Source organism: Candidatus Acidiferrales bacterium (assembly GCA_036514995.1).
In the GTDB taxonomy this organism is placed as follows: Bacteria; Acidobacteriota; Terriglobia; order Acidiferrales; family DATBWB01; genus DATBWB01.
This window is the reverse complement of record DATBWB010000196.1, coordinates 1-26126: the sequence shown is the minus strand read 5'-3', so window position 1 is coordinate 26126 and position 26126 is coordinate 1. Positions and strand designations below refer to the sequence as shown.

At 61.3% G+C, this 26126-nt stretch carries 20 protein-coding genes; 12 read left to right on the top strand and 8 right to left on the bottom strand.

What is annotated here, in order from left to right; translation table 11 throughout:
* The 5 genes from VIH17_12850 to VIH17_12830 all read left to right on the top strand — a co-directional run.
* Positions 1 to 1125 (top strand): MMPL family transporter (locus VIH17_12850; protein ID HEY4684119.1); only part of this gene is annotated, 1125 nt, incomplete at its 5' end.
* Positions 1112 to 1930 (top strand): outer membrane lipoprotein-sorting protein, encoded by an 819-nt coding sequence (locus tag VIH17_12845; protein ID HEY4684118.1) that lies wholly within the window; start codon positions 1112 to 1114, stop codon positions 1928 to 1930. The genes VIH17_12850 and VIH17_12845, both read left to right, overlap by 14 nt.
* A gap of 48 nt (positions 1931 to 1978) precedes the next feature.
* Positions 1979 to 3292 carry a DUF1302 family protein gene (locus VIH17_12840; GenBank protein HEY4684117.1) on the top strand — a complete coding sequence of 438 codons (1314 nt, stop codon included), beginning with the start codon at positions 1979 to 1981 and terminating at the stop codon, positions 3290 to 3292.
* Between the two features lie 17 nt (positions 3293 to 3309).
* On the top strand, positions 3310 to 3450 hold the full coding sequence (locus VIH17_12835; GenBank protein ID HEY4684116.1) for a hypothetical protein: 141 nt from the start codon (positions 3310 to 3312) through the stop codon (positions 3448 to 3450).
* A 358-nt stretch (positions 3451 to 3808) separates the two neighbouring features.
* Positions 3809 to 4399 carry a GspH/FimT family pseudopilin gene (locus VIH17_12830; protein HEY4684115.1) on the top strand — a complete coding sequence of 197 codons (591 nt, stop codon included), beginning with the start codon at positions 3809 to 3811 and terminating at the stop codon, positions 4397 to 4399.
* Between the two features lie 209 nt (positions 4400 to 4608).
* On the opposite strand, the gene VIH17_12825 is transcribed toward VIH17_12830, so the two are convergent.
* Positions 4609 to 5970 (bottom strand): sigma-54 dependent transcriptional regulator, encoded by a 1362-nt coding sequence (locus VIH17_12825; GenBank protein ID HEY4684114.1) that lies wholly within the window; start codon positions 5968 to 5970, stop codon positions 4609 to 4611.
* 225 nt (positions 5971 to 6195) lie between these two features.
* Positions 6196 to 9255 (bottom strand): hypothetical protein, encoded by a 3060-nt coding sequence (locus VIH17_12820; GenBank protein HEY4684113.1) that lies wholly within the window; start codon positions 9253 to 9255, stop codon positions 6196 to 6198.
* A gap of 723 nt (positions 9256 to 9978) precedes the next feature.
* On the opposite strand from VIH17_12820, the gene VIH17_12815 reads away from it, so the two are divergent.
* Positions 9979 to 10800, top strand: coding sequence for an MBL fold metallo-hydrolase (locus tag VIH17_12815; GenBank protein ID HEY4684112.1), 822 nt, complete (start codon positions 9979 to 9981; stop codon positions 10798 to 10800).
* Between the two features lie 106 nt (positions 10801 to 10906).
* Entirely contained in the window at positions 10907 to 11278 is a 372-nt protein-coding gene (locus tag VIH17_12810; GenBank protein ID HEY4684111.1) for a nuclear transport factor 2 family protein, read from the top strand.
* A 251-nt stretch (positions 11279 to 11529) separates the two neighbouring features.
* Here VIH17_12810 and VIH17_12805 read toward each other — a convergent pair whose 3' ends face one another.
* Complete coding sequence (locus VIH17_12805) at positions 11530 to 12567, bottom strand: iron-containing alcohol dehydrogenase (protein HEY4684110.1); 1038 nt, start codon at positions 12565 to 12567, stop codon at positions 11530 to 11532.
* A 328-nt stretch (positions 12568 to 12895) separates the two neighbouring features.
* On the opposite strand from VIH17_12805, the gene VIH17_12800 reads away from it, so the two are divergent.
* Together VIH17_12800 and VIH17_12795 are read left to right on the top strand one after the other, a co-directional pair.
* A complete protein-coding gene (locus tag VIH17_12800; protein HEY4684109.1) occupies positions 12896 to 13636 on the top strand; it encodes a hypothetical protein in 741 nt (246 codons plus the stop codon).
* A 74-nt stretch (positions 13637 to 13710) separates the two neighbouring features.
* Positions 13711 to 14379, top strand: a complete 669-nt coding sequence (locus VIH17_12795; GenBank protein ID HEY4684108.1) for an isoprenylcysteine carboxylmethyltransferase family protein — start codon at positions 13711 to 13713, stop codon at positions 14377 to 14379.
* A 142-nt stretch (positions 14380 to 14521) separates the two neighbouring features.
* Here the strand turns inward: VIH17_12795 and VIH17_12790 are convergent, their stop codons facing one another.
* Complete coding sequence (locus VIH17_12790) at positions 14522 to 15490, bottom strand: ROK family protein (protein ID HEY4684107.1); 969 nt, start codon at positions 15488 to 15490, stop codon at positions 14522 to 14524.
* 260 nt (positions 15491 to 15750) lie between these two features.
* Here VIH17_12790 and VIH17_12785 point away from each other — a divergent pair, with 260 nt between their 5' ends.
* The 3 genes from VIH17_12785 to VIH17_12775 all read left to right on the top strand — a co-directional run bounded on the left by VIH17_12785 (position 15751) and on the right by VIH17_12775 (position 21458).
* Positions 15751 to 16998 carry an ATP-binding protein gene (locus VIH17_12785; GenBank protein ID HEY4684106.1) on the top strand — a complete coding sequence of 416 codons (1248 nt, stop codon included), beginning with the start codon at positions 15751 to 15753 and terminating at the stop codon, positions 16996 to 16998.
* A 6-nt stretch (positions 16999 to 17004) separates the two neighbouring features.
* Positions 17005 to 18423, top strand: coding sequence for a sigma-54 dependent transcriptional regulator (locus VIH17_12780; protein ID HEY4684105.1), 1419 nt, complete (start codon positions 17005 to 17007; stop codon positions 18421 to 18423).
* 278 nt (positions 18424 to 18701) lie between these two features.
* Positions 18702 to 21458 carry a DUF6600 domain-containing protein gene (locus VIH17_12775; protein ID HEY4684104.1) on the top strand — a complete coding sequence of 919 codons (2757 nt, stop codon included), beginning with the start codon at positions 18702 to 18704 and terminating at the stop codon, positions 21456 to 21458.
* Positions 21459 to 21622: 164 nt separating this feature from the next.
* Here the strand turns inward: VIH17_12775 and VIH17_12770 are convergent, their stop codons facing one another.
* The 4 genes from VIH17_12770 to VIH17_12755 all read right to left on the bottom strand — a co-directional run.
* Positions 21623 to 22429 carry a phosphatase PAP2 family protein gene (locus tag VIH17_12770; protein ID HEY4684103.1) on the bottom strand — a complete coding sequence of 269 codons (807 nt, stop codon included), beginning with the start codon at positions 22427 to 22429 and terminating at the stop codon, positions 21623 to 21625.
* A 318-nt stretch (positions 22430 to 22747) separates the two neighbouring features.
* A complete protein-coding gene (gene surE, locus VIH17_12765; protein HEY4684102.1) occupies positions 22748 to 23719 on the bottom strand; it encodes a 5'/3'-nucleotidase SurE in 972 nt (323 codons plus the stop codon).
* A gap of 161 nt (positions 23720 to 23880) precedes the next feature.
* Positions 23881 to 25098: an ABC transporter permease gene (locus tag VIH17_12760; protein ID HEY4684101.1), complete on the bottom strand. Its 1218-nt coding sequence runs from the start codon at positions 25096 to 25098 to the stop codon at positions 23881 to 23883.
* A gap of 218 nt (positions 25099 to 25316) precedes the next feature.
* A partial coding sequence (locus VIH17_12755) for a Fic family protein (GenBank protein HEY4684100.1) occupies positions 25317 to 26126 on the bottom strand: 810 nt, incomplete at its 5' end.

The window sequence follows — 26126 nt, the reverse complement described above, 5'->3', positions numbered from 1 at the left end:
CTCCGTTGGAACAAAGCGGTGGTGTTGCTCGGGGCTGTGCTGGTCGCGGTCTCCATCCTGGGTGTGGCGCGCATTCGCATCAACAACAACATGATTAGCTGGTTCAAGGAAGACAGCACGGTGCGGAGAGCCGATCGCATCCTCAACGAAAATCTCGGGGGAACAGCCACGCTGTACTTGGTAGCGAGCGCTGCGCACGAGGACGCCATGAAAGACCCTGCGGTGCTCCGCTCCCTTGAAGACCTGCAGAGATACCTGGAGAGCAAACGTCTGGTGGGAAAAACCCTCTCCGTGGTTGACTACGTCAAACGTGTAAACTTTGTCCTTCACGGCGATGACCCGCGCTATGACACGATTCCCGAATCCAGGACGATGATCGCGCAGTACCTGTTGCTGTTGAACATGGGCGTCCAGCCCCGTGAGCTGAACAATGTGGTGGACTACCCCTATCAGAAGGCGAACGTCTTCGTCCAGCTAAGGTCCTGGGATGCCGTAGAGGCCAGGGCTCTTCTCCAGGACGCGGAGCGCTACCTGGCTGCTCATCCTTTGCCGGGCACCGAGGTCAAACCCGCCGGCATCGCCTATTTCAATATGGTCTGGAACCACGAGGTGCTGGTGGGGATGCTCTCGGGCTTCATTGCTTCTTCCATCCTGGTCTTCCTCCTGCTGGTGCTGGACTACCGCTCCTTCAGGTGGGGCCTCGTCAGCTTCCTCCCTTTGCTCTTCACGGTTCTCCTTATTTATGGGTTTGTTGGCTTCGTGGGCAAGGACTTCGACATGCCCATCTCCGTTCTCTCGACGCTTTCGCTCGGAATGGCCGTGGACTTCGCTATCCATTTCGTGAGCCGCTTCCAGCAGCGCTATAAAGAAACTCAGGAATTGTCCGGCGCGCTGCGATGGACGGTGGCCCGCCCCGGAAGGGGAATCCTGCGCAACGCCCTTTTGTTTGCCTCCGGCTTCTCCGTGATGGTCTTTGCTCAACTTACACCTTACATCACCGTAGGCGTCTTCATGATCGCCATCATGCTTCTTTCCGCCGTAGCCACGATTGTCCTTCTGCCCGCGCTGGTCTCGCTTGCGGCTCGATGGCTGCTCCGTCAGGAGGTGTCTCATGTCCAGAGCTAGGGGGAGGAAAATGATCTTTCTTTTTTCTTTACTCCTGCTGCTCTTTCCCTCTGCCGCTGCGTTCGCCCAAACTCTGTCAGCGGAGGAAGTGGTCGGGCAGGCCCATCGCGTCCTGTTCTACTCAGGCAACGACATGAAGGCAAAGGTGCAGATGCGCCTCGTCAGCAAGGAAGGAAGAGAACGAGTGAGGGAATTGACGATGCTGCGGAAGAATCTCCAGCAGGGCGGAGAGCAGCGCTTTTTCATCTACTTTTACAGCCCTGCTGATGTGCGCGATATGACTTTTATGATCTGGAAGCATCCCCAGCGCGACGACGAGCGTTGGCTTTTCCTTCCCGCTCTCAAACTGGTTCGGCGCATTGCCGCCAACGATAAACGCTCCAGTTTTGTCGGTTCAGACTTTAGCTACGAGGATGTCTCCGGGCGTGAAGTGGAGGAGGATACACACGCGCTCCTGCGGGAGGAAACGCTGGCGGGCAGACCTGTGTTCGTCATGCGCAGTGTGCCAAAGGACGCAAAAAGCGCCGACTTCAGCTACCGGCTCGCCTGGGTTGACAAAGAAAACTTTGTGCTCTGGCGCGAGGAGTACTACGACAAGCGGAATGAGCTCTATAAGCTGTTCACCGCTGACGAGGTCAAGCAGGTGCAGGGCCTTTGGACCGCAGTCAGGCGCACCATGAAGAATGTGCAAAACGGTCATCGGACCGAAGTCACTTTCCTCGATGTCCGCTACAACGTCGGCCTGGAAGATAGCCTGTTCACCGAGCGCTATTTGCAGAATCCCCCCGCCCGCTGGATCCGGTGAGGCTGCCGGGCTGATGCGAGACCGTCCCGATTGCCCGCGAAACATGGCATGCGAACTTCCTTTGGCATAATTGTAGCCTCCGTTCTCGTCAGCGCCTCTTGTCTCTGCGCGCAGCCCCGTACCACCTGGTACGGGGCGCAGCCCGCCCAGACTCAAGACAACAAAAAGTTCCCCTTTCGGGTCCATGGGTTTCTTCTCGGAAACTTCGCCGCTCGCACGGGTGATGCTCACCCTGCCGGAGAGGAGGGCGGCCGCTTCCTCTGGGCCGATGAACGGCTGCGGCTGGAGATTTCAGGTGACACCGCCAACGGCAATCTCTCCTTCATGTTCAAGGGCGATCTCTTCCACGACGCCGTGGCGAACAAGCTCGATGGTGTGGTGCGCGAGGCTTACCTGGACTACTCGCCCGCTTGGCTGGACCTGCGGCTCGGGCGGCAGGTTGTGACCTGGGGCGTGGGCGATCTTCTTTTCATCAACGATGTGTTCCCCAAAGACTGGAGCGCATTCTTTTCCGGGCGGCCACTCGAGTACCTGAAAGTGGGGGTGGACGCTGTGAAGCTCCATGTGGCCACGCCCGCCATGAACGCCGAGCTGGTGGTGATTCCCTTCTTCGAACCGGATAACCCTCCTCGCCCGGAACGCTTCTTCTTTTTTGACCCGTTTGCCGGCGTTCGCAATCGCATCTTCCGCGAACCCGCCACCACAACTGGCAATACCGAGTTTGCCCTCCGGCTCTACCGGAGGGTTTTCAAGAGTGATGTCTCGCTCTACGCCTATCGGGGCTATTGGCGCCAGCCTTCTTTCCGCCCTGACCAACTCCCGCTGCCCACCGAGTTACGTGGCTTCTATCCACGGCTGGCCGTCTATGGCGCTAGTGCGCAACGAAACGTTGGTGCCGCGCTGCTCAGTCTCGAAGCTGGCTACTATGACTCCCAGGATGACCGCAACGGCGCTGATCCTGCCGTCCCCAACTCCCAGTTTCGCTTCCTGGTTGGGTATCAGCAGCAGCTCGCCAGCGAGTTCACTCTGGGGGCACAGTATTATGCGGAAATCCTGAAGGATTACGATGCCTACAAAGCGACTCTTCCTGCTGCATTCCCCTTACAAGATCGCCTCCGTCATCTGCTAACGCTGCGCCTGACAAAGTTCTTGAAGTACCAGACGTGGAAGCTGTCTTGGTTCAGCTTCTACAGCCCTTCCGATCAAGACGCGCTGCTGATCCCGGAACTGTGGCATGCCATCACCGACCGATTCAGCCTGACCGTCGGGGCAAACATCCTTGAAGGACGCCACCCAACAACTTTCTTGGGTCAGTTTGACCGGAATGACAACGTGTACGTCGTACTCCGATTTGACTTTTAGTGGCACCGGCGGCGGTGGTGGGCTCATTTGTGATTTTGTTTGATCCGATCTTCCAGGGACTGGCGATCGCCCTGATGGCGGGAGAAGTGGCCTCGACTGTGCTTTCCCGCATGGCGGTGCCTGTCATCTATTACATGCAGGAGCGAAAGTCGGTGTGAACGCTTTGACTCCTCGGTTGTCTGACTTACCCTGAAACAGTCTGTCTCACCCTGAGACAGCGGCTCCCCTCTTCCTCTCCTAACTCATGTTCAAGTCCTGTTTTTTCTGCCAACTACCTCGGTCAGACTTGGGAAGCCGCCTTGCTTTGGAGAATGCTGACCTAAGTGGACCCGCGACCATTCTGCGGCGGGTGGTGACGAAATGTACTGGCTACGTGCAGGACTTTCGGACTATTGGAAAGTACTATTTCGTACTAGGAAAGCCGACCCTCAAAATAGGGCTGCACTTGGCGCCTCTCCGCTATTGACTCGCCGGGGGGCTAGAGTCTGAGCATCACCTAAGTGCGTGAAGTGATGAATGATCCAAGCAAGCTTTTTCCAAGATGAAGAAAGGCAGCGGAACTTCTCGGGAGCTAGCGGCTATTCCCTGGCGGAGATGCTACTGGTGGTCGCTTTCGTAGTCATCCTGGCGGCGATGGCGGTGGTCAATCTGATGTCGGCCCGGCAAGGCATCCGCGCCGAAAACGCATTCCAGACCGTGGTCGGCCAACTGCGGCTGGCGAGAGAAATTGCTGTGGACCAACGACAAGATGTGCTGGTCACATTTACTTTGCCTAACACGTTCACCATCCAGCGCATTGATACGGTAAACAACAACGTGGTGCTCTTGAACACTGACGTCTTGCCGACCGATTTCCAATTCATGTCCATCCCGACCATGCCCGACACTCCGGACGGCTTTGGCAATGCTGCTCCGGTGATGTTCGGTAATGCGCCAGCGATTCGGTTCCGCGCCGACGGTACCGGGGTGGACGCCAACCTGGCACCGGTCAATGGGAGTGTGTTTTTCGGCGCTCCCGGTCAGATACAAACCATGCGGGCGGTGACCGTGTTGGGTGCCACCGGACGGATTCGCGGCTACCGCTGGACAGGTTCTCAATGGAGTTAGTGCCATCCCCACTGGATGCCTCTTGTTTGAACGGTTTGCCGCAGTGATGTTCGCTCCGCTCACCAGGGCGGGACATTCCAGTAAGTTGGCATGTCCCGCCTTTTCTCTTCCTGGCGCTCACCCCGTCCCAACTTAATGAGCCTATGCATTCCGTCCCAATTCGTTGGGACGGGACTCCCGGGAAATCACCACGAATATTTGGAGCGGCGCTAAGATTCCTTGAAGCGACTCAGCTTGCGATAAAGGGTGGCGCGGCCAATGCCCAGCCGGCGGGCAGCCGCCGATTTATCTCCGGCCGTCGCCTCAAGCGTCTTCAGGATCGTGTTGCGCTCAAGGTCGGAAAGCCGGACCGTCGGTTCCGAAGAGAGCATGGGTTGCGGAGCGGCCAGCGCCCGGCGGACATCCTCGGCTTCAATCGTACCGCTCGCCGCCACCAGGCAGCGCCGCACACAGTTCTCCAGTTCCCGGACGTTGCCCGGCCAGGGGTGATTCTGGAGCACTGCCAGCGCCTCTTCGCTGATACCGGAGATGGGCCGGCCCGGATCCCCGTAGAGATTCAAGAAGTACTCCACCAGCGCCGGAATGTCTTCGCACCGGTCGCGCAACGGCGGCAGCGACAGCCGGCCCACGTCAATGCGGAAGTAGAGGTCCTGGCGAAATCCGCCCTGCGCCACAGCGGCGGCCAGGTCGTAGTGCGTCGCGGCGATCAGGCGAAAGTCGGTCGGCACCGCCGTGTCGCTTCCGAGCGGCCGGACTTCTTTCTCCTGGAGTGCTCGCAAGAGTTTTGCCTGGGCTTCGAGCGGGAGGTCACCAATTTCGTCGAGAAAGAGCGTGCCGCCATCGGCTTTTCTCAGCAACCCCTCGCGGCTGCGGTCGGCGCCGGTGAAGGCGCCGCGAACGTAGCCGAACAGTTCGCTTTCAATGAGGTTTCCCGGCAGCGCCCCGCAGTCCACGGCGACAAAACGTCCCTGGGCATGCTGGCTATTTTGGTGGAGCGCCAGCGCCACCAGTTCCTTGCCCGTTCCCGTCTCGCCTTGCACCAGGACGGGACAGTTGCTGGGGCCGAGACGAACAATCGCCTGGAAAATCTCTTGCATCGGCCGGGAACGGCCCACCAGCCCAAAAAAGGTTCCGCTCGCCTGTTCCCGCAAGGCGCGATTTTCGGTGACCAGCCCGGCGGTGGTGGCCACGCGTTCCATCGCCAGTGTCAGATCATCCTTTTGCAAAGGTTTAACGATGTAATCGTAAGCGCCGGCGCGCATGGCCTCGACCGCGGTTTCCACCGTACCGTAGCCGGTCATGACCACCACCAGGATATCCGGGTAGCGCGCCTTGATTTCTCGCAGTAAGGCGATGCCGTCAATGTCCGGCATGCGCAAATCGGTGAAGACGACGTCCATGGGCTGCTCGGCGAGAATGGCCAGGGCCTCGCTGGCGCGGCTGGCGAGCAGGTGCGGGTAGCCGGTCTGAGTCGCCGCCCGCTGGCACATCTCCCGTATGGCCGGCTCGTCATCCACAAAAAGGAAACGGACGGTCTTTCCCGAAACACCGGGATTGGCATCTCCACCCATGGCCCTTCTCCCGAACCGATGCGCACGCATCGCTTGGGCGCGGGTCAGATCCTATGGACTCCTGCAAGCCAGGGCTGAACTTCAAGGAAGGGGAGGGCAGGTGCTCCGATCCCTGCTCTTGGGCAGGCGCCGGAACGCGCCCCGTTAGTATAAAGGAATCGGCACAGAAAAGGGAAAGGGGAGGGTTCCTCAGCGGCAACCGGCGCCCTCCCGAGGCTTCGGGACTCAGTGCAGCGGCCGCGAGAAGGTCACGCTATTGGCATCGTGGTTGGCAACCACGACCAGGTCGGTGAACAGATCCACTGCCACCCCCTGCGGGCCGGCGCCGGTAAGGACAAAATCCACGAAGCTCGGCGGAGCCTGCGTCAGATCGAGGACAGCCACTCGATTCAGTCCCGCCTGGGAGATGAAGAGTTCTTTGGTGTTGGGGTTGAAGGCCAGCGCGATCGGATCTTTGCCTCCGGGCAGTATGCCGGTGAGGGTGCGGGTGGCCAGGTCAATCTGAGCGATGTTGTTGGTGGCAAATTGAGCGACGTAGGCGGTGTTCGTCGTCTCGTCAATGGCCACCGCCCGCGGATCCGAAGCCGGCGCCAGCGGGATGGGCGTTCCAATGACGGCCGGCGGACTGGCTGCCAGGTCAATGATGGAAACCGAGCTGCTCCCGTTGTTCACCACCACCGCCTGGTTCGTCACGGTATTGATGGCCACCGCCGACGGCGCCACCTGGATCCCGTCCCCGATGGTGGCCACTTGACCCGTGCCAAGCTGGATGACGCTCACCGTGTTGGTTCCGGCGTTGGTGACCACCGCCACGTTGGTGATCGGATTCAAAGCCACGCCCACCGGGTCACCGCCTACGTTAATGGTGCTGATCTGGCTGGCGGTGATCAAATCCACCACCGCGGCCTGATTTCTCGCCCGGAGCGTGATGACAGCAACGTTGTTAAACGGATTGATGGCTACCCCGGCCGGCGAACTGCTCGCCTGCAGACTGATGGTGCTGCGGACTGTACCCGTTACCAGATCGAGAACGGACGCGTTGCTCTCGAGCCCGTTGACCACAATACCGAGCTGGGAGTGGGGATTGACCGCTATGCCCGTCGGGCCGCGACCCACGGCAACTGATTTTTCTACCCGGAAGCCAACCGCGTTCGTTCGGCGGTTCGTCCCGGTGTCCACCACCGTCACCGCTTCGGCCGAAACGGCGCTGAACGCGGTGAAGGGAAGCGTCCCGACCAGCCGGCCGGCATTGGCCAGGGTCGAACTGAGGGGAAGGTCGCCGTAGGCGACATTGTTCGACGACTGGTAGCCGGTGCCATTCGCCCGGATGTCCAACGACCCGCCCGATCCACCGGAAGGGGCTGTCGAATGGGGAGAGATAAAACTCAGCGTGAAATTCTTGAACGTCGCTGTGTCCCCCACGTCCACGCGGGTGACCGTGCCGGCCACCGCGTCCGCTGCTACGGCAACGTTGGTGGCCGGATGGAGGGCCACCGCCCCGGGCTGCGCCGCAACCGCCAGTGGATTGCCCAATACCGTCTGGCTGTTCAAGTCAACCAAAGTGAGCGTGCCTGTCAGGCTGTTCGTCACCGCTGCCACGTGCGTGTGGGGGTTGATGTCCACGCCAAGCGGTTCTGAGCCTACGGCCAGAGTGGCGGTGACGGCAAGCCTTGTCAGATCCACGATGGAAACGTTCCCGCTGCCGCGGTTGGCAATCACCGCCAGATGGAGCGTGGAATCCACCGCCACGCCGATCGGCTGCGTCCCCACAGCCAATGGAGGCAATTCCACCGGAGTCGCCGGATTGAGATCAAGGATGGATACCGTGTTGCCCCCCGGGTTGGTCAGCACCGCCCAATTCAGATTCACGTCAACAGCCACGCCCACCAAACCCGAGCTCACCGTGAAGAACTGCGGTGGTTTCGTGTTGGTGAGATCAATCTGCGCCAGTTGGCCAATTCCCGGCTGGGTGACCAGAGCAATCTTGGTGATGGGATTGATCGCCACCGCCGGTGCCGGAAGGGTGGCGCTGCCCGGCGGGGCGGCAATGTCAAGCGTGCGCAGGAGGGCGGGATTGGGGAGATCAAGCACCGACACACGGTTATTCGAGTCGGCCACCAAGGCCTGGTCCATGTCCGGGTTCACGGCAATGGCCCGCGGTGCGGTGCCCGGCGCCAAGTTGATCGTCGTCGTAATGTTTCCGGTAGCCAAGTCCACCACCGAAACGTTGTCGCTGCCGTGGTTGGCCACGAGCGCCACATTTCCCGTTGGCCAGATGGCCACACCCCGCGGGCCGGTGGCCGGCGCCAGGTTCGTGGTACCGATGCTTGCCGGCGGGCTGCTCGGCATGACAACCAGGTTGGCGAACGAGGATCCCCCGCCGGCATTGATCAACACGAGCGGATATTCACCCGGATTGGCCACGTCCGCCGTTTTCATCTTTACAGTAATCTGGTTTCCGCTGTTGACCGTAACGTCAACGGAAGGCTTTGCCGTGCCGTTGAAATCCACTTTGGTTCCGGGGTGGAAGTAGCCACCGCGGACGATAAGATCAAAGTCAGCCGCGCCCGCCGTGACCCTGGCGGGTTCGATGTGGCTCACCACCGGTATGCCAGCAACAACGCTAAAAGCCACCGCAGGCGAGTCCACTCCGCCGGGTGTCCGCACCGTGACCTGCGCCGTGGTGGGTGACTGGATCAAGTCGGCTGAGACAACAGCTCGAAGCTGCCCGCTGCTGATGAAGCAGCTCGCGTCGTCAAGGGTTGGAGGTGGCCCAGGTGTATCTCCGGGGCAGGCCAGCCGGTTTCCGCTCCAGCGGATGGTTGACCCGCTGAGGAAGTTGGTTCCGAGCACGACTAAGCTGAAGCTGGCTGAGCCGGCGACCGCGCGCGGCGGCGCCAGCCCGCTGATGGGCGTGGTGGGATTGAAGATGGCTGCTACCGCGTTCGCTTTTTTGCTTTTGTCGGCGTTGGCGGTAGCGGTGACCGTCACCGTATTGGGGTTGGGGATCGTGGCCGGGGCAGTATAGAGCCCATTGGCATCGATCCTGCCCACCGTGTCGTTGCCGCCGTCCACGCCGTTCACCGCCCACGTCACTGTCTTATCTTCGGCATTGGCCACGGTGGCGGTGAACTGTTGCGTGGTGGCAACTGCCACCAGCGCCTGGCCCGGGGAGACGCTGATGGTGGGGGGCAGCGCCGCCCCGCCGTTGCCGCCGCACCCGGATAACGCCAGAACAAGCGCCAGGAGTCCCGCCAGGCGCCACCCCAGGGAAACATCTCTCATCGCCCTGTCCTCATGTGGAGTCAGAATGATCTTTCAGCCGGACTTAAGCGTGCCGGGCAAGGCTGCGCTCGCTCGCCCCGCTACCATCGGGGCTCGCCTCGGGCCAGCCTGTTCCCCTGCCCGCCCTTAGGATTGCGTCAAACCTCATTAGACTACTAGAGAAAGGCCGGGGTTGTACAGGGTCAGCTCCGGCCCATCTTGCTTGCCGGAGTAAGAACCATGCTCTCTCCCCCGCCCCGCGAATCCTGGCAACACGCATTTCGCTTTTCGAGTTTCGATTTTCGTTCTACTGGGCCAGGCTGAGCACCGGAGCCGCTGATTCATGCTCGCCGGGTCGCAACCAGGCCTGTAATTCACTCGCGGCTTGAAATGAAGAGGGAAGCAACCCCGGCGAGAGACAGCTTGCCATGCCCCCGCCCTTGACAACGCATCCTGGGCTCAGGCTAGCGCCGACATCCGGAGAGCCGAGCATCCGGCAAAAAGAAGAGGAAGCAACCGCCGTCCCGGAAAGTGGTTCAACAGTTGCTTCCTTTGGGTGTGTCCTGGAAGTGATTATGCTTCATTCGATGCACGTCGTGGAAAAAGGTTGCTTGCCCGCCATCAGGATAGGCGGGCCTGCCTGGACGAGCGGACGCGGTAACTCGATGAATACGCGATATACGCGACAATGGGAAAGCCTCGCCCTTTGTGGCAAACTGACCCTGTCCAGCCCTGGGAGCGCGCATGCTGATACGGTTTTGGGGGGTGCGGGGTTCCACTCCAACACCGCAAAAGGAAAATCTTGGCTATGGCGGAAATACCGCCTGCGTCGAGCTACGCCCCAAGTCCGGCGCGCTTTTCATCTTTGACTGCGGCACCGGCATCCGGGCGCTGGGGCACCGGCTGAGTCGCGAGTTCGGCCGCCGGCCCATCCGCGGGCTGATTTTCCTGAGCCACTATCATTGGGATCATATCCACGGCATCCCTTTTTTCCTGCCCCTCTACCACCGCGCCAATGCCTTCATCTTCCATTCCTTCCCTTCGCCCGGCGGCGACGTGCGTCGCGTGCTCGAAGGGCAGATGACGAACCCGTATTTCCCGGTGGACATGTCCACCATGGCGGCCGAACGGCGATTTTTTGAACTGGCCGAGGGCCGCGTGAGCTACGACAAGGTGGCCGTCAGTTGCCGGCCGCTCCATCATCCTCAGGGCTGCCTCGGCTTCCGCGTCGAGGCGGAGGGCAAGGTGGTCGTCTATGCCACCGACAACGAGCCGGGCGACGCCATCGGCGACCGCAACCTCCGCGAACTGGCTCAAGGTGCCGACATCCTCATCTACGACGCCCAATATACCCCCGAGGAATATCGCAAGCGGAAACAGACCTGGGGCCACAGCACCTGGCGGGAGGGCGTGCGCGTCGTGCGCGACGCCGGCGTCAAACAGCTTATCCTCTTCCACCACGACCCGGACCACAATGACCGCGCCATTGATTCCATCCTTGCCCAAACCCGCAAGCAGTTTCGTAATACTTTGGCCGCCTTCGAAGGAATGGTCTTGAAATTGTAGCGGTCTTTTCTCGCGAACCCACCACCTGAAACCCGGGCGTGATTCTCTGGGAAGGCTGCGTTACAATCCATCCAGAAGTTGTTAGCTCGCCCCGAGGAGGTGTGCCATGACCGACACCGCGCGCCAAATTCTTCGCATCGAACGCCAGCAGGTGGCCGATTTCAATCGGGGGAGGATTCCTGCTTTGTTGCGCTCCTTTGATCCAAGTTTTGTTGGCTTTTCTTCCACGCGACACCCCCGGATTGCCGGGCGAAATGCCCTGAGCAGGACATTTCATTTCTATCTCAAGCAAGCGCCGAAACTGGCCTACTCCATCGTCCAACCGCGCGTGCAGGTGTATGGCCGGGCGGCGGTGGCGACGTTCTACTGGAAAGTGCGGCTCGGTAAGCGCTCCATCAACGGCCGGGGCAGCCATGTCTATGTGAAAAAACCGGCCGGGTGGCGCATCGTCCACGAGCATTTTTCCCGCGCGCATTGATCTTCCCGCAGGGTGTCAAGGAGCTCTTTGGACTCCACGCGATGGCCTAGGAGCCTGCGTAAAAACTTCCCAGCGCTTGCACCGAGCCCCCAGCGCTTGCACCGAGCCCCCCAGCGCTTGCACCGAGCTCCCCAGGCACCTGCGCCGAGCCCCCCCAGCGCTTGCACCGAGCCCCCGGCGCTTGCGCTGAGCCCCCAGGCACCTGCCTGGGGGATACCAGGAAGTCGCGGAAGAGTTTCTATACAGTCACGCTACGGTGGCGGGAACAGGGCCGAGATCTTCTGCTCGGCCTCGTTAAGGAATTTCTCGGTGATGTCGGCTTCGTGGAGGATGCTATACAGCATGTTCTCTCTCTGGCAGTAGCCGCGCAGCTTGGCCATCACCTCGCGCACCGTTGGCCAGGTGACTCCAAACCAGGCCGGATGGACGCGCAGACCGGCTGCCTTCAAATCTCCCAGGATGCGATCCGGCTCGTTCTCTTGGAGCATGGCCATCAGCGCGATGCCCAGGCCAACCGCCTCGCCGTGGAGGTAGCTCCGGCCGGTGAGCGCTTCCAGAGCGTAGAAGAAGAGGTGCTCGGAACCTTCCACCGGGCGCGGATTCCAGCCGATGCAGGCGACAATGCCGCCCGTCCACCGCAACGCCTCAGCCAGCGCCCGGATGCCGGACTCGGATACGGCGCGAATCTCTCCCAGGTGCTTGCGCAACTCCTCGAGAAATTCCCGGGCGCGTTCGGCCAGCGCTGGATCCCACGTCCAATTCCCGGCCAAGCCCCGGCGGGTGGCCAGGTCCCAATCAAAGAGCGCGGTGTGGATGGCCAGGGCGTTGGAAGCCCCGGCGCGATTCATCCCGGGTGGCGCCGAGCGAATCAGATCAAAGTCGAGAAAGACGGCCTCCGGCACCGCCCAGCCGACGTATTCCACGCGGCGGTTGTGGCGGACGGCAGCGCGATGGCCGAAAGCGGCGTCGGCGGAGAGGATGGTCGGCAACTGGTAGAGCGGGAGGCCACGCATCCACGCGAAAAATTTCGCGGCATCCATGGCCGCTCCGCCGCCCGCCCCTACGATGGCGCGCACCGGCGGCAGGCTCTGCGTGGCCGAGTGCAGCACGTCCCATTGCACCGAACTCACAAAAAAGGGCTGCGCCGCTCGCGAGGGAAAGTGCGTTTGCAGCCGCGGCCAGATCTCGGCCATGGTGACGACCAGATAGGGTGGCGCGGCGATGCGATCCATTTCGCGGGCCAGGCCCCGACCGTAAATAACCGGAAACAGATTTTCTTCCCAGTGCATGGGCTCCTTCCCGCATCCCCATTCCGAAACCTCGGGATTCGGAACCGGGATGGGCGTGCGGCGGCATCCTTCGGCTCCGCTCAGGACAAGTCATAGTAAAGACAACGGCCTTGCCGCTCAACCGGTTTTTTGAAGAGGCTTCCACACGCGGGGGCAAGCGCAGAGATCCCGCCGCGGCGGGTTGCGGTTGTGCTAGGGCCGTTTGAGAAACCATCTGAATATTCCCATCAAGATAGTTGTAAGGCTGTCTCTTGCGGAGGCGGTGTCGCAAAAATCGATCTCGCGCTGATACAATGCCTGAACATTAGCAAAGGTCATGGGTGCAGATATGCATTCGCACATTGGCCTGGCGCTGCCGGCGATCGCGATCGGGTTTCGGCCAACGTTCCTCGACTTCGAACGTGGGATCCGCGTGGGAAACCTGGAGGAGCATGAACGCATCACGCGCATCCTCAAGCTGGCCTTGGAATCCCGCTACCAACAACCCTTTGTCACCGAGCGCTGGGGCCGCGGGGTTTATTGGCGGTGGATCGGCTTCCTGCCGCGAGCCAACCGCACAGCTAAGCCGCTTTCTGGACACGTCAGCTTCGGCTGCTCGAAGTTCTTCCTCATGGTGGACACCGATGAGCGGCTCTTCAAGTGCGGCCTCCAGGTCGAGCGCGGCTATCTGAAAGCCCCGCGCGAGTATCGCGATTGCGAGCTGCGGCCTGACTGGGATTGGCACCGGCTGCTAAAGGCACTGAAGCGAAAGAGCCCCATGGAAAGGGAGCTCAAGCGGCTGGTGCTTCGCGAAGGTTTTATGGTCCACGCGGGCAGTTGGGAAGCCGAACCGGCGCGCTTCTCGAAAGCCAATTTCCCGGACATGCTGAAGCTCCGGAGACTCCTTCAAGCTGCGCCAAGAACCCACTGGGCCGGCTTTCAAATCTATTACCCCATGCGCGAGAGTGAAGTACAGAGTACGACAGGAGTGGATCTGGTCGAATCCATGTTGGCGGTGTTCAAAGAAGTTACCCCGGCGATCAACCTCTGCATGCAAATCCAATTGCAAGAACATGCGCAACATACGTAGCCAATTGACTCGGGTCTTGGTTAACTCATACTGATGACGAACTTCGGGCAAAGGCGGGAGAACAACCTTAGGACATGAGCAAAAAAACCGCCGTCGGATTCCTGGCGCAGTTCATTGTCTGGGGCCTCCTTTTATTCGGCTGGGGCCTGGATGACCTCCGCGGCTTCTTCTCCCATCCCGCGCGCCTCGGACTGCTCGCAGTGGCCGTCCTGGGCATGGCTGCTGTCCTGGTGTCTCGTCTGGACTTCGACCCTTTTCGCAAAGGGGAAAAGCCGGTAGGCGGCCAGCGCTGGATGCTGGCCGTGTTCGTGACCATAACGCTCTTGTCGGCCTGGTTCATGCCCTTTGGAGACCGTCGGGGCCTGCTTGTGTTCGCCGACGCTGATGCGGTGCGCTACATCGGCTTGGCGTTGAACGCGAGCGGAGGGGCCACACGACTCTTGGGAGTTTGGACGCTGGGCAGGCAATTCAGCGCCTATGTGACCCTTCAAAAAAATCACCGACTCGTCCAAACCGGCATCTACCGCTTCGTCCGCCACCCAATGTACCTGGGGGTCTTGCTGGCATTTCCCGGATCGGCGCTGGTGTTTCGCAGCCTGCTGGTGATTCCGTTGTTTGTGATCTGTGCCGTCTTGCTCGGAGCGCGCATTGCTCAGGAGGAAAAGCTGCTTGCCGAGCATTTCGGCGCCGAGTTCGAAGCCTACCGCCGCCGCACGTGGCGGCTGCTCCCGTACCTCTATTGACGGCTCTCATGTAGGGGCAGGCCTTCAGGCCCCGTACCGACATGGTACGGGGCAGGCCGCCACAAGATCGGGCAAGCCTGCCGCAGGCAGGCAAGCTGAAGCTTGCCCCTACAACTAGTACAACTTCGGTTGGGAGGGGTGGCTACCCATCGGCCAGGAAAAGGCTGGCTGCGCCGTAGATGCCGACGTCGGCCACCAGTTGAGCGGGCAAGATCGGGCAAGCGGCCGCAGCGCGATTGATGGTGCGCTCCGGGATCACCGACCGGATGACGCTAAAGAGCGGCTCGCCCATTTGAGCCACTCCGCCGCCAATGACGATGGCTTCCGGGTCGAGCAGGCTGATCATCGAGGCAAGCCAGATGCCCAGGAGCTCGCCGGTTTCGCGCACCACCTCGAGCGCCAGTCGGTCGCCCCTGGCCGCTGCCCGGCCAATCAGTTCAGCGGTGATGCGCTCGGGATCGGCCTTGGCTTCTTCGCGAAGGATCGGCGTCCAGGCTTCGCCGGCGCGAATTTTTTCGCGCAGGCGCCGCGCCATGGCCGGCCCCGAGGCCAGCGCTTCAACGCAACCTCGATTGCCGCATTCACAGCGCACCAGACTGTCGTAGGCAATCGTGACGTGCCCGCCCTCGCCGGCGTAGCCCTGCTTGCCGTGGTAGATTTTTCGGTCGAGGATGATGCCTGTCCCGATGCCGGTGCTCACTGTCACGTAGAAAACATGGGGGAATCCCTTGCCGGCGCCCCAAAGGACTTCAGCCAGGCCGGCGGCGTTGGCATCGTTATCGAGTCGCGCCGGGAGAGAGAATCGCTCTTCGACCAGCTTCTTGAGCGGCACATCGTGCCAGCCGGGCAAGTTGGGCGGATTGATGACCCGGCCGGTGGCCGCGTGGACCGGTCCTGGCGCACCCAGACCGGTTCCGAAAACGCGATCCGTGGCGGGGCATTGCCGCAATATTTGTTCGATCGCGGAAAAAACCTGCGCTAGGCTTGTTTCTGCGCCCCGCTCAGCGAGCGTTGGGATGCTCAGGCGGCGGTAGAGCGTGCCCTTCGCGTCCACCAATCCGGCGGCGATCTTTGTTCCACCGATGTCGATTCCGGCAATCCACTCGGCCATGGCAGCCCGCTCCGGCTAAAAGCTCGAAGAGCCTGAGAGCGCCCATTGTGCCGCAATCTACCGTACATGTCATCGCTTTCCTCAAATGCGGAAGCTCGAAACTAGAAGCTGGAATCGAGCCTCCAGCCTCAAGCGTCCAAGCTCGAGACCAAGGAATATCCCCGGCAGCCCGCCACGGCGGGTCGCCTGGGGCTATAATCCCTCACGAAGGTTTGTCCCGAGGCCTTCGCCCCGATCTATCGGGGCAAGGGACGGCAGCAATGGACGAACAAGCCAAGCGACCATGGATTTCTTGGATTGATGTTCTCTGGCTGGCGTTTCTTTTCGGGCTGGCGTTGCTGCGCCCGCTCACGCTCGTCAGCAAGCAGGTCACTTTACTGGCCATTGGTGTGTTCCAAATCGTTGAGCGCAATCTGCCTTTTTTTTCCGAAGACCGCCGGGGACCGCACCTGAGTGTCGCCGTGAAGCTGGCGCTGGCCTTGCTTCTCATCCACGTGACCGGCGGCATCGAATCGAGCTACTACCTCATTGTTTATGTGCCGGTCGCCACCGCGGCCATGCTGTTTGGCATCCTGGGCACGCTCGTTTGGACGGCCGTGATTTCATCGAGCTACCTGGCCTTCTTGCCCATTGCCCTCCGGCACTCCGAACTCAGCCCCGAAGGCGCGAGAGAACTTGCCATCCGGGTTCTCTTCTTTTTCCTGGCCGCGGTTCTGGTCAACCGCTTCGTGGGGGAAAACAAAGAGCAGGCGGAGCGTTACCGGTGCCTGGCGGAAGCGCTCAAGGCGACGAACCGGGAACTCGAGCGGGTGCAGGCGGAGGCGCGCCGGTCGGAGCGCCTGGCCGCGCTCGGACAGCTCTCGGCCGGGCTGGCTCACGAACTGCGCAATCCTCTCGGCGTCATCAAGGGTTCCGCCGAAACTCTGGCCCAGCGGCTGGCCGAGGCGGGCCCGCTCGAAAAGGAGCTCTGCAGCTATATCTCGAGCGAGGTCAACCGGCTGAACGCGATCGTGGGTCGCTTCTTGGAATTTGCCCGACCCAGCCAGCTCCAGTTGCAGCGCGAGGAAGTGGAGGGGGTGGTGGAGCGAGCGCTCGAAACCGCTCAGGCACAGAAGCCGCAAAACACGATTGAGATGGTTCGCAACTATGGAAAGAACTTGCCGCCTGTCATGCTGGACCCGGACCTGTGCGAAAAGGTTTTTTTGAACTTGGCGCGGAATGCCCTGGACGCCATGCCGGAGGGAGGGAGATTGACGGTGACGACGGCCCGGACCAGCCTGGACGGGCGCGATGGCATCGAAGTAGTGGTGGAAGACACCGGCGTGGGCATCGCCCCGGAAAACCTAGAGCAGATCTTCAATCCGTTTTTTACCACCAAACCCGACGGCGTCGGGCTGGGACTTTCCATTGTGTCGAAGATCGTGGACGACCATCGCGGGCAGATACGCGTCACAAGCGAGCCGGGCCGCAGCAGCCGGTTCACGGTATTCTTGCCGCTCGGAGACTGATCAGCCATGGCAGCGCGAATCCTTGTTGTGGAAGACGAGCCGAAGATGCGCCGGCTGCTTGAGCTGCAGCTCGGCGAGGCAGGCTACACCGTGGTGCTGGCGGCGACCGCCGAGGAAGGGCTGAAGCGGCTTGGCCAGGATAGCGCCGACCTTGTCGTCACGGATCTCAAGCTGCCGGGGATGGACGGCCTGAAATTTCTTCAGGCCCTCAAAAAGCACGATGCGCTCTTGCCGGTCATCATCATGACCGCCTACGGAACGGTGGAAACGGCGGTCGAGGCCATGAAAGCCGGCGCCCACGATTATGTGCTCAAGCCTTTTTCGATGGAGGAAATGAAGCTCATCATCGGCCGGGCGCTCGACGTGAACCGGCTGCGGGAGGAGAACCGTCAGCTCCGGGAGGCGCTCGGAACCAAATACAAGTTTGAAAACATGGTCGCCGGCAGCCCGCTCATGCAGGATGTCCTGGCCACGGTCGTCCGGGTGGCGACGACCCGCTCGACGGTCTTGATTTGCGGCGAAAGCGGCGTCGGAAAAGATCTGATCGCGCGCGCCATCCACCAGCATAGCCCCCGGCGTGACGGGCCGTTCGTCAAAATCAACTGCTCGGCCATCCCGGAAAACTTGCTCGAAAGCGAACTCTTCGGGTACGAAAAGGGCGCGTTCACCGGTGCCACCACGAGCAAGCCGGGGAAATTTGAGCTGGCTGACGCCGGGACCATCTTCCTGGACGAAATCGGCGACGTGATCCCTGCCGTGCAAGTCAAACTGCTGCGCGTCCTGCAGGAGCGGGAGTTCGAGCGGCTCGGCGGCACAAAGACGATTCGGGTGGATGTCCGGGTCGTGGCCGCAACCAACCAGGACCTGCGCGCCGCCCTCGAGCAGGGCACCTTCCGCCAAGACCTTTACTACCGGCTGAACGTGGTGCCGGTGAATCTGCCCGCCTTGCGGGAGAGAAAAGAAGACATCCCCGCGTTGGTCAATCATTTTCTGGCCCATTTTTCGAAAGAGTCGGGCAAAGCGATTCGCGGGATCACCCCGGCGGCGCTTCGCCTGCTCGAGGCCTATCATTGGCCCGGAAACGTGCGGGAACTCGAAAACGCGATCGAGCGCGCGACCGTGCTGACCGCCGGAGACGTGATTGACGTGGCCGACTTGCGGCTGGAAACCCCACCCAGCCGCAGCCAACCCGGCTTGGGCGGAGCCTCGGAGATGTTTCTTCCCGAAGGGATGACGCTCGATCAATACGAGGAGGAATTGATTGGCGAAGCGCTGCGCCGGACCGGCGGCAACAAGAGCCAAGCTGCGCGCCTGCTCGGATTGACCCGCAATACCCTCCGCTATCGCCTCTCCAAGATGGGCATCGCCGATGAAGCCGGCGCGGAAACGCCGCCTGAAGAAACACCTAACTCCGAAGGAAAGTAGGGGCGCAAGGCCTTGCGCCCCTACTGAACGCTGTCGGCCCGACAAGTCGGGGCTGGTTGATTTCGGCCAGGGCCTGGTCGAAGCCAACCGAATGCCGGCACAGCCAACCTGGAACGAGCTACCCACCGCTGTTTGCCCCCGCAAACTCATTGAAAACGCGACCCATTTAGTTGCATGGCAAACCTTCATTTGGTGCTTGATTTGCCACGCAAAGGGCGGATGAAGTGGTGCTCGCCCCGACGAGTCGGGGCGGGCAGGCCAGCCCAAGGGGGTGCGCGATGAAAAAGCAAAACATTAGCTGGATCTTGGCACTGGGTCTTCTCTTGAGCCTGGCGTTCACTCTGGCCGCTCGCGCCGACGATGACCGTGACTACAAGGAAGAGAGCCGTTATGGCGTGGCCCGCATCAGCCTGATTCACGGCGATGTGACGATGATGCGCGGCGACACCCAGGATTGGGTCGCGGCTACGGTCAACACCCCGCTCGTGCGCGGTGATCGCATTTATGCGGGCGATCGCTCGCGCACTGAAATCCAAATTGATTATGCGAATGTGCTCCGCCTGGCCGAGCGCACGGAAGTGAAGCTGGCGGACATTGCTCGCACTCGCATTCAGCTCCAGCTCTCGCGCGGGCTGGTAACCTACAACGTGCTTCGCGGCTCGGAGGCCGATGTGGAACTGGACACGCCCAACGTGGCCGTGCGTCCCTTGAAGGAAGGAATCTACCGGGTGGAGGTGACCGACAGCGGCAATACGATTGTGACGGTGCGCAAGGGCGAAGCGGAAGTGAGCACGCCCCAGGGCAACGTCGTTGTCAAGAAGGGTCGCCAGATTAATGTGGTCGGCACCGATTCGGTCCAATATCAGATCGTCGAAGCCTCACACAAGGACGATTGGGATCGCTTCAACGAGCGGCGCAATGACGACATTTATGAGGCGCGCAGTTATCGCTACGTGAACCGCTACGTTTACGGCGCGGATGACCTGGACCGTTACGGCCGGTGGGTCTATGTGCCGAGCTACGGTTACTGCTGGTATCCGGCGGGAGCTTATGGTTGGGTGCCCTATCGCTACGGCCACTGGACCTGGATCAGCTATTACGGCTGGACGTGGGTAAGCTACGAGCCGTGGGGCTGGGCGCCGTACCACTATGGCCGCTGGTTCCGCCATCACCCCTATGGTTGGGTATGGTTTCCCGGCCAACGGCACTATCGTCCCTACTGGGCGCCCGCCTACGTCAGTTTCTTTGGTTTCGGCGGCAACGGGTGGTCCTTGGGCTTCAGTTTTGGTCACAGCCAGATCGGCTGGCTGCCCCTCGGGCCTGGAGACTACTACCGGCCCTGGTGGGGAAGGCATCGCGTGACCAATATCGTCAACGTGACGAATATCACCAATGTGACCAACGTCACCAACGTACGCAACGTCACCAATGTGAACAATATCTTTGCCGACCGGCACGTCCGCGACGCCATCACCACCACCACTGCCGATGACTTTGCCCGCGGGCGCGTGCCGCGCGAGCAGCGGCCGGTGGATGTAGCCACGCTCAGGAAGGCAAGTCTGGTGGAGGGAACGCCTCCCGTGCTGCCCACGCGCGACATCGTGAGGGCCAGCGATAAAGCGGTTTCCGCCTCGGCTGTGCCTCCCGCTCGTTTTACGCGAGAAAACTTTTTCACCAAACAAAAACCCCCTGCCGGTCCCGCCCGCTTTGATGACGAGGTGGCAAGCCTTCGCGAGCGACTGGCCGAGCAGGGTCTGGTGACCGCGCCGGGTCGGAAGGCGGCTCCGAGAGGCGGAACAGTTCCTGGGCCGCATGAAGAATTCGGCACCGCCGAAACTCCAGGAACCGCAAACCGGTCTCGCGGTCGCTCGGCTGCCGGCGAGTTACCTGAGAACCCGAATCTCCGGTCAGCCCCCATTGGCGGGAGCCGCCCGGTGCCGAAGCAGATCGAAGTACCGGAGCAGAGGCCAGCGGGGCAGGAGCCCCGCCAGGGCGTCCCGCAGAGCGGGATTGGAACAAAGGGCCCGATGGTGAACACTCCCGTCGAGCGCGAACGGGAGTCTGCCCGTCCCGATCAAATCGGGGCCCGCCCGGCAGGCGCGGATGCACCTCATCGCCAGCCTGACGCGAAGGGCGGTTTCCGACGCTTCGGTGACGAGGATTCTCCCCGAACTGGAGCTGCTTCGCGTGAATTCGATCGGGAAAAGGACAAACCCAAACCCAGTCCCGATGCTTCAGGACCCCGGCCGCAATCCAATCGGCGCGACTCGGACAAGTCAGCACAGCCTCAGTCCTCGCCTCGTCAGGCGGAACCGGTTCGTCCAGGTTGGCAGCGTTTCGGCGGCGGAAAACCTGCCCGCTCCGATCAAATCGGGGCCGGTCAGGAAGGCTCGCGCCTCCCCGGGCGTGAGGTTCAACCAGGAGTTTCGCGGGGGCGCGAGTCTGGCCAGCCCGCCACCCCGCAGAGCGGGACGGGCCAGCCCGAAAGTGGCAGTCCCGGGCGCGAGAAGTTCGAACGGTTTTATCAGGAGCTACAGAGTCGGCCGGAGCCACCCCGCCAGCAGGAAGGTGGGCCAGCAACGCGTACCCTCTCTACTCCAGAGAGGCCGCGACAGCGGGGTGAGGCCGAGCCATCTCAGCCCGGGTTTCAGCGCTTTGAGCCTCAACCTCGGGGCGAGGTGAGGAGGGAGAGCGTCGAGCGTCGCCGGGAGGAATTTCGCTCGCCCCAATCGAATCAGGGTGAGCGCGACCGAGAGGCGGGACGCCCGTCGGTCCCGGACGCACCGAGGAGATTCGAAAATCCGCCCGAGCGACCGCGCAGCTTCGAGCCGTCCCGGCCGGAGGGGATGGAGCGTCGGCCGGAAGCTTCTCGGGAGCCGCCACGGCAGATCGAGCGTCGCCCGCTCGAAATCCACAAGCCCGTTACCGTTGAGCGGCCATCGCGACAGGCTCCTCCCCGCTCCGAGCGCCAGGCTGGCCGGCAACGACCGCCGCAGGGAAAGCCAGAGGGCCACAAGCCCGACCGCTGGCGGTAGATATTACCGGAAACAGAAAACAGAAAATAGAAAAGAGAAAACAGGAATGAGGAGGTAGGTGCCTCTTTTCTAATTTCCTATTTCTCTTTTCTATCTTGTTAGTACCGATGCGCAAGCCCGCCATGAATCCGGAAGCCTGGGGAGGCGGGCAAGTTGCGGGGGTTTCAAAACTCGAGGTGGAGCGTGGCGGCGTAACCACCCTGAGGTGCAGGTGAAGGCAGAAGGCTCACCTGCACTCGCCGGGACTTTGCTGGCATGGCGGTATCCCGGTGGGCTACGTGCCGGCCGATGAAGTAGCCGAGCGCCGCTCCCACCACAATGTCCGACGGAAAATGTTTGCGGGCAGTCATCCGGGACACGGAAACCATTCCTGCCAGTCCATAGCTGGGCAGCACGATGGACCAACGGCGGGGATAGCGATGGGCAATCACTGACGCCAGCGCCCAGGCATGGGCAGCGTGACCCGACGGAAACGAACGGCCACCCGCCTCAAACCGGCCCTGAGCATTATCCAACATCACCTGCCCGTCGGCCATCGTCGGGCGCTCCCTCCGCGAGGCCGTCTTGAGAAACTCGACTATGACGATTGTGTTCAGGAGCGCCTGCGTCGCCAAAATGCCGGTGTCCGCGGCATAGGGGTTGCGGCGCCACTTGCCGAAACCGTAGAAGGCACCGGCAACACCCATATCGGTGGCTAACGAACCAAACTGCGAGACACGTTTGCTGAAGGCATAACCGGTTCCCGGCGGGCCATCACTCAAAGAGCGAGCCACGTGTTGATCGCTGGCCACCAGCCCGGCGAAGACGGCGGCGAGAGGGAGCAGAAACTTCCCATCGCCCCGGTTTAAGCGGGCTGGCTTGCTCCATATCGCCTTTTGATCGGCCAGCAGGTTGTGCGGAAGACGTTGCCAGGAAGTGACCTGCCGTTCCTTTTGAGGCCCCGATCTTATCGGGGCGCTGTCCTCCGGCAAGATCGAGGCCGGCTCGGTTAAGCCAGGTTTGCTTTGCTCCGGGAGCCCCGATTGGACCGGGGTCCCCTGGTCATACTCAAAGCACTGGGCCGCGCCGGGGGATGCCCAAAGGAGACACCAGAGCAGTAAGGAAAGAGGGCGAGAACAGGCCAAGCCCGTCGTAGGTTTGGTTCGACGGGTAGCGCTGTCGAATCCTGTTCTCAAGCTGTATGGAATGGTTCCCACCTTGGTTGAAATCGGTGGGGGAAGGCCTAGCGACAACGAGCAAATATAGCAAAAAGCCCTCTATCCGTCCATACTGCGCAAAGCTAAGCCTGTTCAGAACGTGAACAGCCTCGAACCCTTTTCCGAGCCACCCGCCCACTCTCGAAACCATTCTTCCATCTTGGGCCTCATGGTGGCAGAAGTCTGGTCGAGCTGCATGGGGGTGATCGAGGCATAGCCTTCGCGCAAGGCCGCGACGTCGGTATCCGGCTCATCCGACTCGACCGGCTTATACATGCTCCAGAAATAGCGTTGCCCGCGAGGACTGCGGCGCTCTTCGTAGGTCTGCTCTTGCGCTTTGACGCTCTGTCGCGCGACGCGCGCGCCCCTGGCAAGACCGGACGGATAATTGATGTTGAGCCAGATACCCGGTGGAAGTCCGCCTTTGAGCCGAATCAGCTCGACCACGCGCCGGGTGAACTGCGCCGCTGGTTTGTAGTCCATGCTCGCCCCGATAGAATCGGGGCGCGGAGAGGAATCGAGCGATACCGCGATGGCCGAGATGCCGCTGAAAGCAGCTTCGCGGGCGGCACCACACGTTCCCGAGAAGTAACTCACCAGTCCGAGATTCGCCCCGCGGTTGATCCCGGAAACCACCAGGTCCGGCCTCTCCTTCAGCAGGGCAGCAAGCCCCAGCCGCACGCAGGTGGCCGGCAGCGCCTCCACCGCATACCAGGTCCTGCCTTGGCGCATTTGCTCGCTGACCAGGATGGGAGTCCGGTAGGTGAGTCCATGGCCCACGCCGCTCTGATCGGCAGCGGGCGCCACCACCGTCACCTCGGCGATCGGCGAGAGCGCTTGATAGAGCGCCAGCAATCCCGGCGCCTGGATCCCGTCGTCATTCGCCAGCAAGATGCGAAAGGGCTTTGTCGAAGCCTGCCCCGCCTGTGGCGGGGCCTGCCGCGGCTCGCCACCGGCTTGCCCGCCACCAGCACTTGGACGCACCTGCCCGATCTGGGCAAAGGCGAGCAACACCAAAACAACCATGAGCAGTCGTCGCATCCTTGCTGTCTTCGCTGGAGTCATTATGTTTGCTCCTTCAAGATGAATTCGCCGAGCAGTTTACCCTGAGGCAGGATCACGGCCAAGGGGCGCAGAACCGAACATAGAAATAAGAAAATAGAAAATAGGAACCAGTAACCTGGAACCTGAAACCTGAAACCAGAGAGAAGTTCCGTTTTCCCACTTTATTCGTACCGCAGCGCTTCGATGGGGTCGAGCTGGGAGGCTTTGCGGGCGGGGTAGTAGCCGAAGAAGATGCCGACACCGACCGAGAAGCCCACCGTGGTGGCAATGGCGAGCGGGGAAATGGAAGTGGGCCATCGCAGCAGGGAAGAGATGAGCATCGAGCTGCCGACGCCCACCAGAATCCCGGCGGCGCCGCCCATCATGCTCAGGGTGACGGCTTCGGTCAGGAACTGCCAGCGGATGGCGGCTTCGGTGGCTCCCACGGCCATGCGCACGCCGATTTCGCGGGTGCGCTCGGTGACGGACACCAGCATGATGTTCATGATGCCGATGCCGCCGACCAGGAGGGAAATGAAGGCGATGCTGCCCAGCAGGCGCGTGAAAATGTTTCCCATTTGCTCGGCCATTTGGGCGATATCTGCCTGCGTCCGCACCGTGAAATCGTCTTCCTCGTCCGGGCGCAGGTTGTGCCGCTGGCGCAAGAGCGGCTGGATGGCGGCCACGGCGGCGCTCGAAGCTTCCCGCGAGACCGCGGAACAGATAATGAAGCGCAACCAGGTGATGCCGGCAATCTTCTTCTGCACGGTGGTGTACGGCGCGATCATCATGTCGTCCTGATCGTCACCCATGGGCGATTGGCCTCGCGGCGCCAGCAGGCCAATCACTCGAAACGGAAGATTGCGAATGCGGATGACCTTGCCCACCGGATTTTCTTCACCGAAGAGATTCGTCGCCACCGTCTGCCCCACCAGGCAAACGTTTTGAGCCGCCTCGACGTCCTCGTCCGAGAATATGCTGCCCGCCTGTACGGCCCAGCCGCGGATTTCGAAATAGACGGGGGTTGAACCGATGATGCGCGTGGCCCAGTTCTGGTTTTCAAAAACCACCTGAACGTTTGCCCCCACGCCCGGCGCGGCGGCGCGGATGAGCGGTACCTCGCGCAGGACGGCGCGCATGTCTTCAATGACGAGCGTCTTGGTTTGCCCGGCGCCCATGCGCATGTGGCCCACCTGGGCGCTGCCGGCGGCAACGAAGATGACGTTGGCGCCAAAACTTTGAATTTGCTGCTGGGCCATGTTGGCGGCGCCTTCGCCCACGCTGACCATGGCGATAAATGCGGCAATGCCGATGATCACGCCCAGCATCGTGAGGGCGGAACGCATCTTGTTGCGGGCTAAGGCTCGAAAGGCAACGCGCAGAGTGCTTCGCAGGTCCAAAACCAACTCCCCGGCGCGGCAACCACCCCTTCAGGCTCCCCCTCCGAACTCCCCAAGCAATTATAACGCTCTTGGAACGGAAGTGCCTGGCAGCTTCGTCCTTCAGGACAAATCCCCAAACTCCCGCTTCGCTATTCTGCCTTGGCGTAGTGAATGGCGTTGAAAAGCAGCTTGAAGGTGCCGTGAGGCTCCGAATTCTCGACCTAGGCGGGAGAGGATCACTGGTTGCGCCTCGGTGCGAGGATGTTGAGGATTTCCAGAGCGATATAGACCCGGTTGCGCTTGCGGCCCGTTGCTTCCTTCAGGATACCTGCATTCACCAACTTTTGGATATTGTGCCGGGCGCTAAGGAACGTCACGTCAAGTATTTTTGCGGCCGTGGCAATGGTAAGCGCTGGGGTGGAGAACAATTCATCCACCAACTGCAATCCGAGCGCAGAAGCCCGGACGGTCTGCATCTTGCGCCGGTATTCCTTCCAAAGGTCGAGTAACTGCTGGGAGCGGTGAACCGCATCGCGGGACTGTTCAGCGATCCCTTTCAGGAAGAACCTGATCCACTCTGACCAGGCCCCGGCCTGGCTGACTCGGAGCAGGTGGTCCGCATAGGCATCCCGATTCTGCTCAAAGTAGGCACTCAGGTAGAGCAGGGGTTTGGGAAGGGGGCCGCGCTCGCACATGAGCAGCAAGATTAGCAGTCTGCCGATGCGTCCGTTACCATCCACGAACGGATGGATCGCCTCAAACTGGTAGTGAATGAGTGCCAATTGAACCAAAAAAGGTAGCTCGTTTGGCGCGTTGAGGAATCGTTCGAAATCCTCCAAGGCTTGGTTCATCTCTGGAACCGGTGGCGGTATGAAATGGGCCTGTTCGATCGGTTGTCCACGCTGGCCGATATAGTTCTGAATTTGCCTAAATTCTCCTGGCCTGCGCTCTGCGCCGCGCACGCCTTCCAAAAGTCGCGCATGGATTTCTCGGATTAGACGAAGGCAGACTGGCAATTCTTTGATTCGTGCGAGACCGTATTCCAA

Bases quoted from the DNA above. Each gene is read 5' to 3' on its own strand.
- VIH17_12785 (HEY4684106.1), top strand. From the start codon at position 15,751: ATGGACGAACAAGCCAAGCGACCATGGATTTCTTGGATTGATGTTCTC.
- VIH17_12795 (HEY4684108.1), top strand. From the start codon at position 13,711: ATGAGCAAAAAAACCGCCGTCGGATTCCTGGCGCAGTTCATTGTCTGG.
- VIH17_12820 (HEY4684113.1), bottom strand. From the start codon at position 9,255: ATGAGAGATGTTTCCCTGGGGTGGCGCCTGGCGGGACTCCTGGCGCTT.
- VIH17_12790 (HEY4684107.1), bottom strand. From the start codon at position 15,490: ATGGCCGAGTGGATTGCCGGAATCGACATCGGTGGAACAAAGATCGCC.
- VIH17_12800 (HEY4684109.1), top strand. From the start codon at position 12,896: ATGCATTCGCACATTGGCCTGGCGCTGCCGGCGATCGCGATCGGGTTT.
- VIH17_12840 (HEY4684117.1), top strand. From the start codon at position 1,979: ATGCGAACTTCCTTTGGCATAATTGTAGCCTCCGTTCTCGTCAGCGCC.
- VIH17_12830 (HEY4684115.1), top strand. From the start codon at position 3,809: ATGATCCAAGCAAGCTTTTTCCAAGATGAAGAAAGGCAGCGGAACTTC.
- VIH17_12805 (HEY4684110.1), bottom strand. From the start codon at position 12,567: ATGCACTGGGAAGAAAATCTGTTTCCGGTTATTTACGGTCGGGGCCTG.
- VIH17_12775 (HEY4684104.1), top strand. From the start codon at position 18,702: ATGAAAAAGCAAAACATTAGCTGGATCTTGGCACTGGGTCTTCTCTTG.
- VIH17_12810 (HEY4684111.1), top strand. From the start codon at position 10,907: ATGACCGACACCGCGCGCCAAATTCTTCGCATCGAACGCCAGCAGGTG.
- VIH17_12845 (HEY4684118.1), top strand. From the start codon at position 1,112: ATGTCCAGAGCTAGGGGGAGGAAAATGATCTTTCTTTTTTCTTTACTC.
- VIH17_12780 (HEY4684105.1), top strand. From the start codon at position 17,005: ATGGCAGCGCGAATCCTTGTTGTGGAAGACGAGCCGAAGATGCGCCGG.
- surE (HEY4684102.1), bottom strand. From the start codon at position 23,719: ATGACTCCAGCGAAGACAGCAAGGATGCGACGACTGCTCATGGTTGTT.
- VIH17_12815 (HEY4684112.1), top strand. From the start codon at position 9,979: ATGCTGATACGGTTTTGGGGGGTGCGGGGTTCCACTCCAACACCGCAA.
- VIH17_12825 (HEY4684114.1), bottom strand. From the start codon at position 5,970: ATGGGTGGAGATGCCAATCCCGGTGTTTCGGGAAAGACCGTCCGTTTC.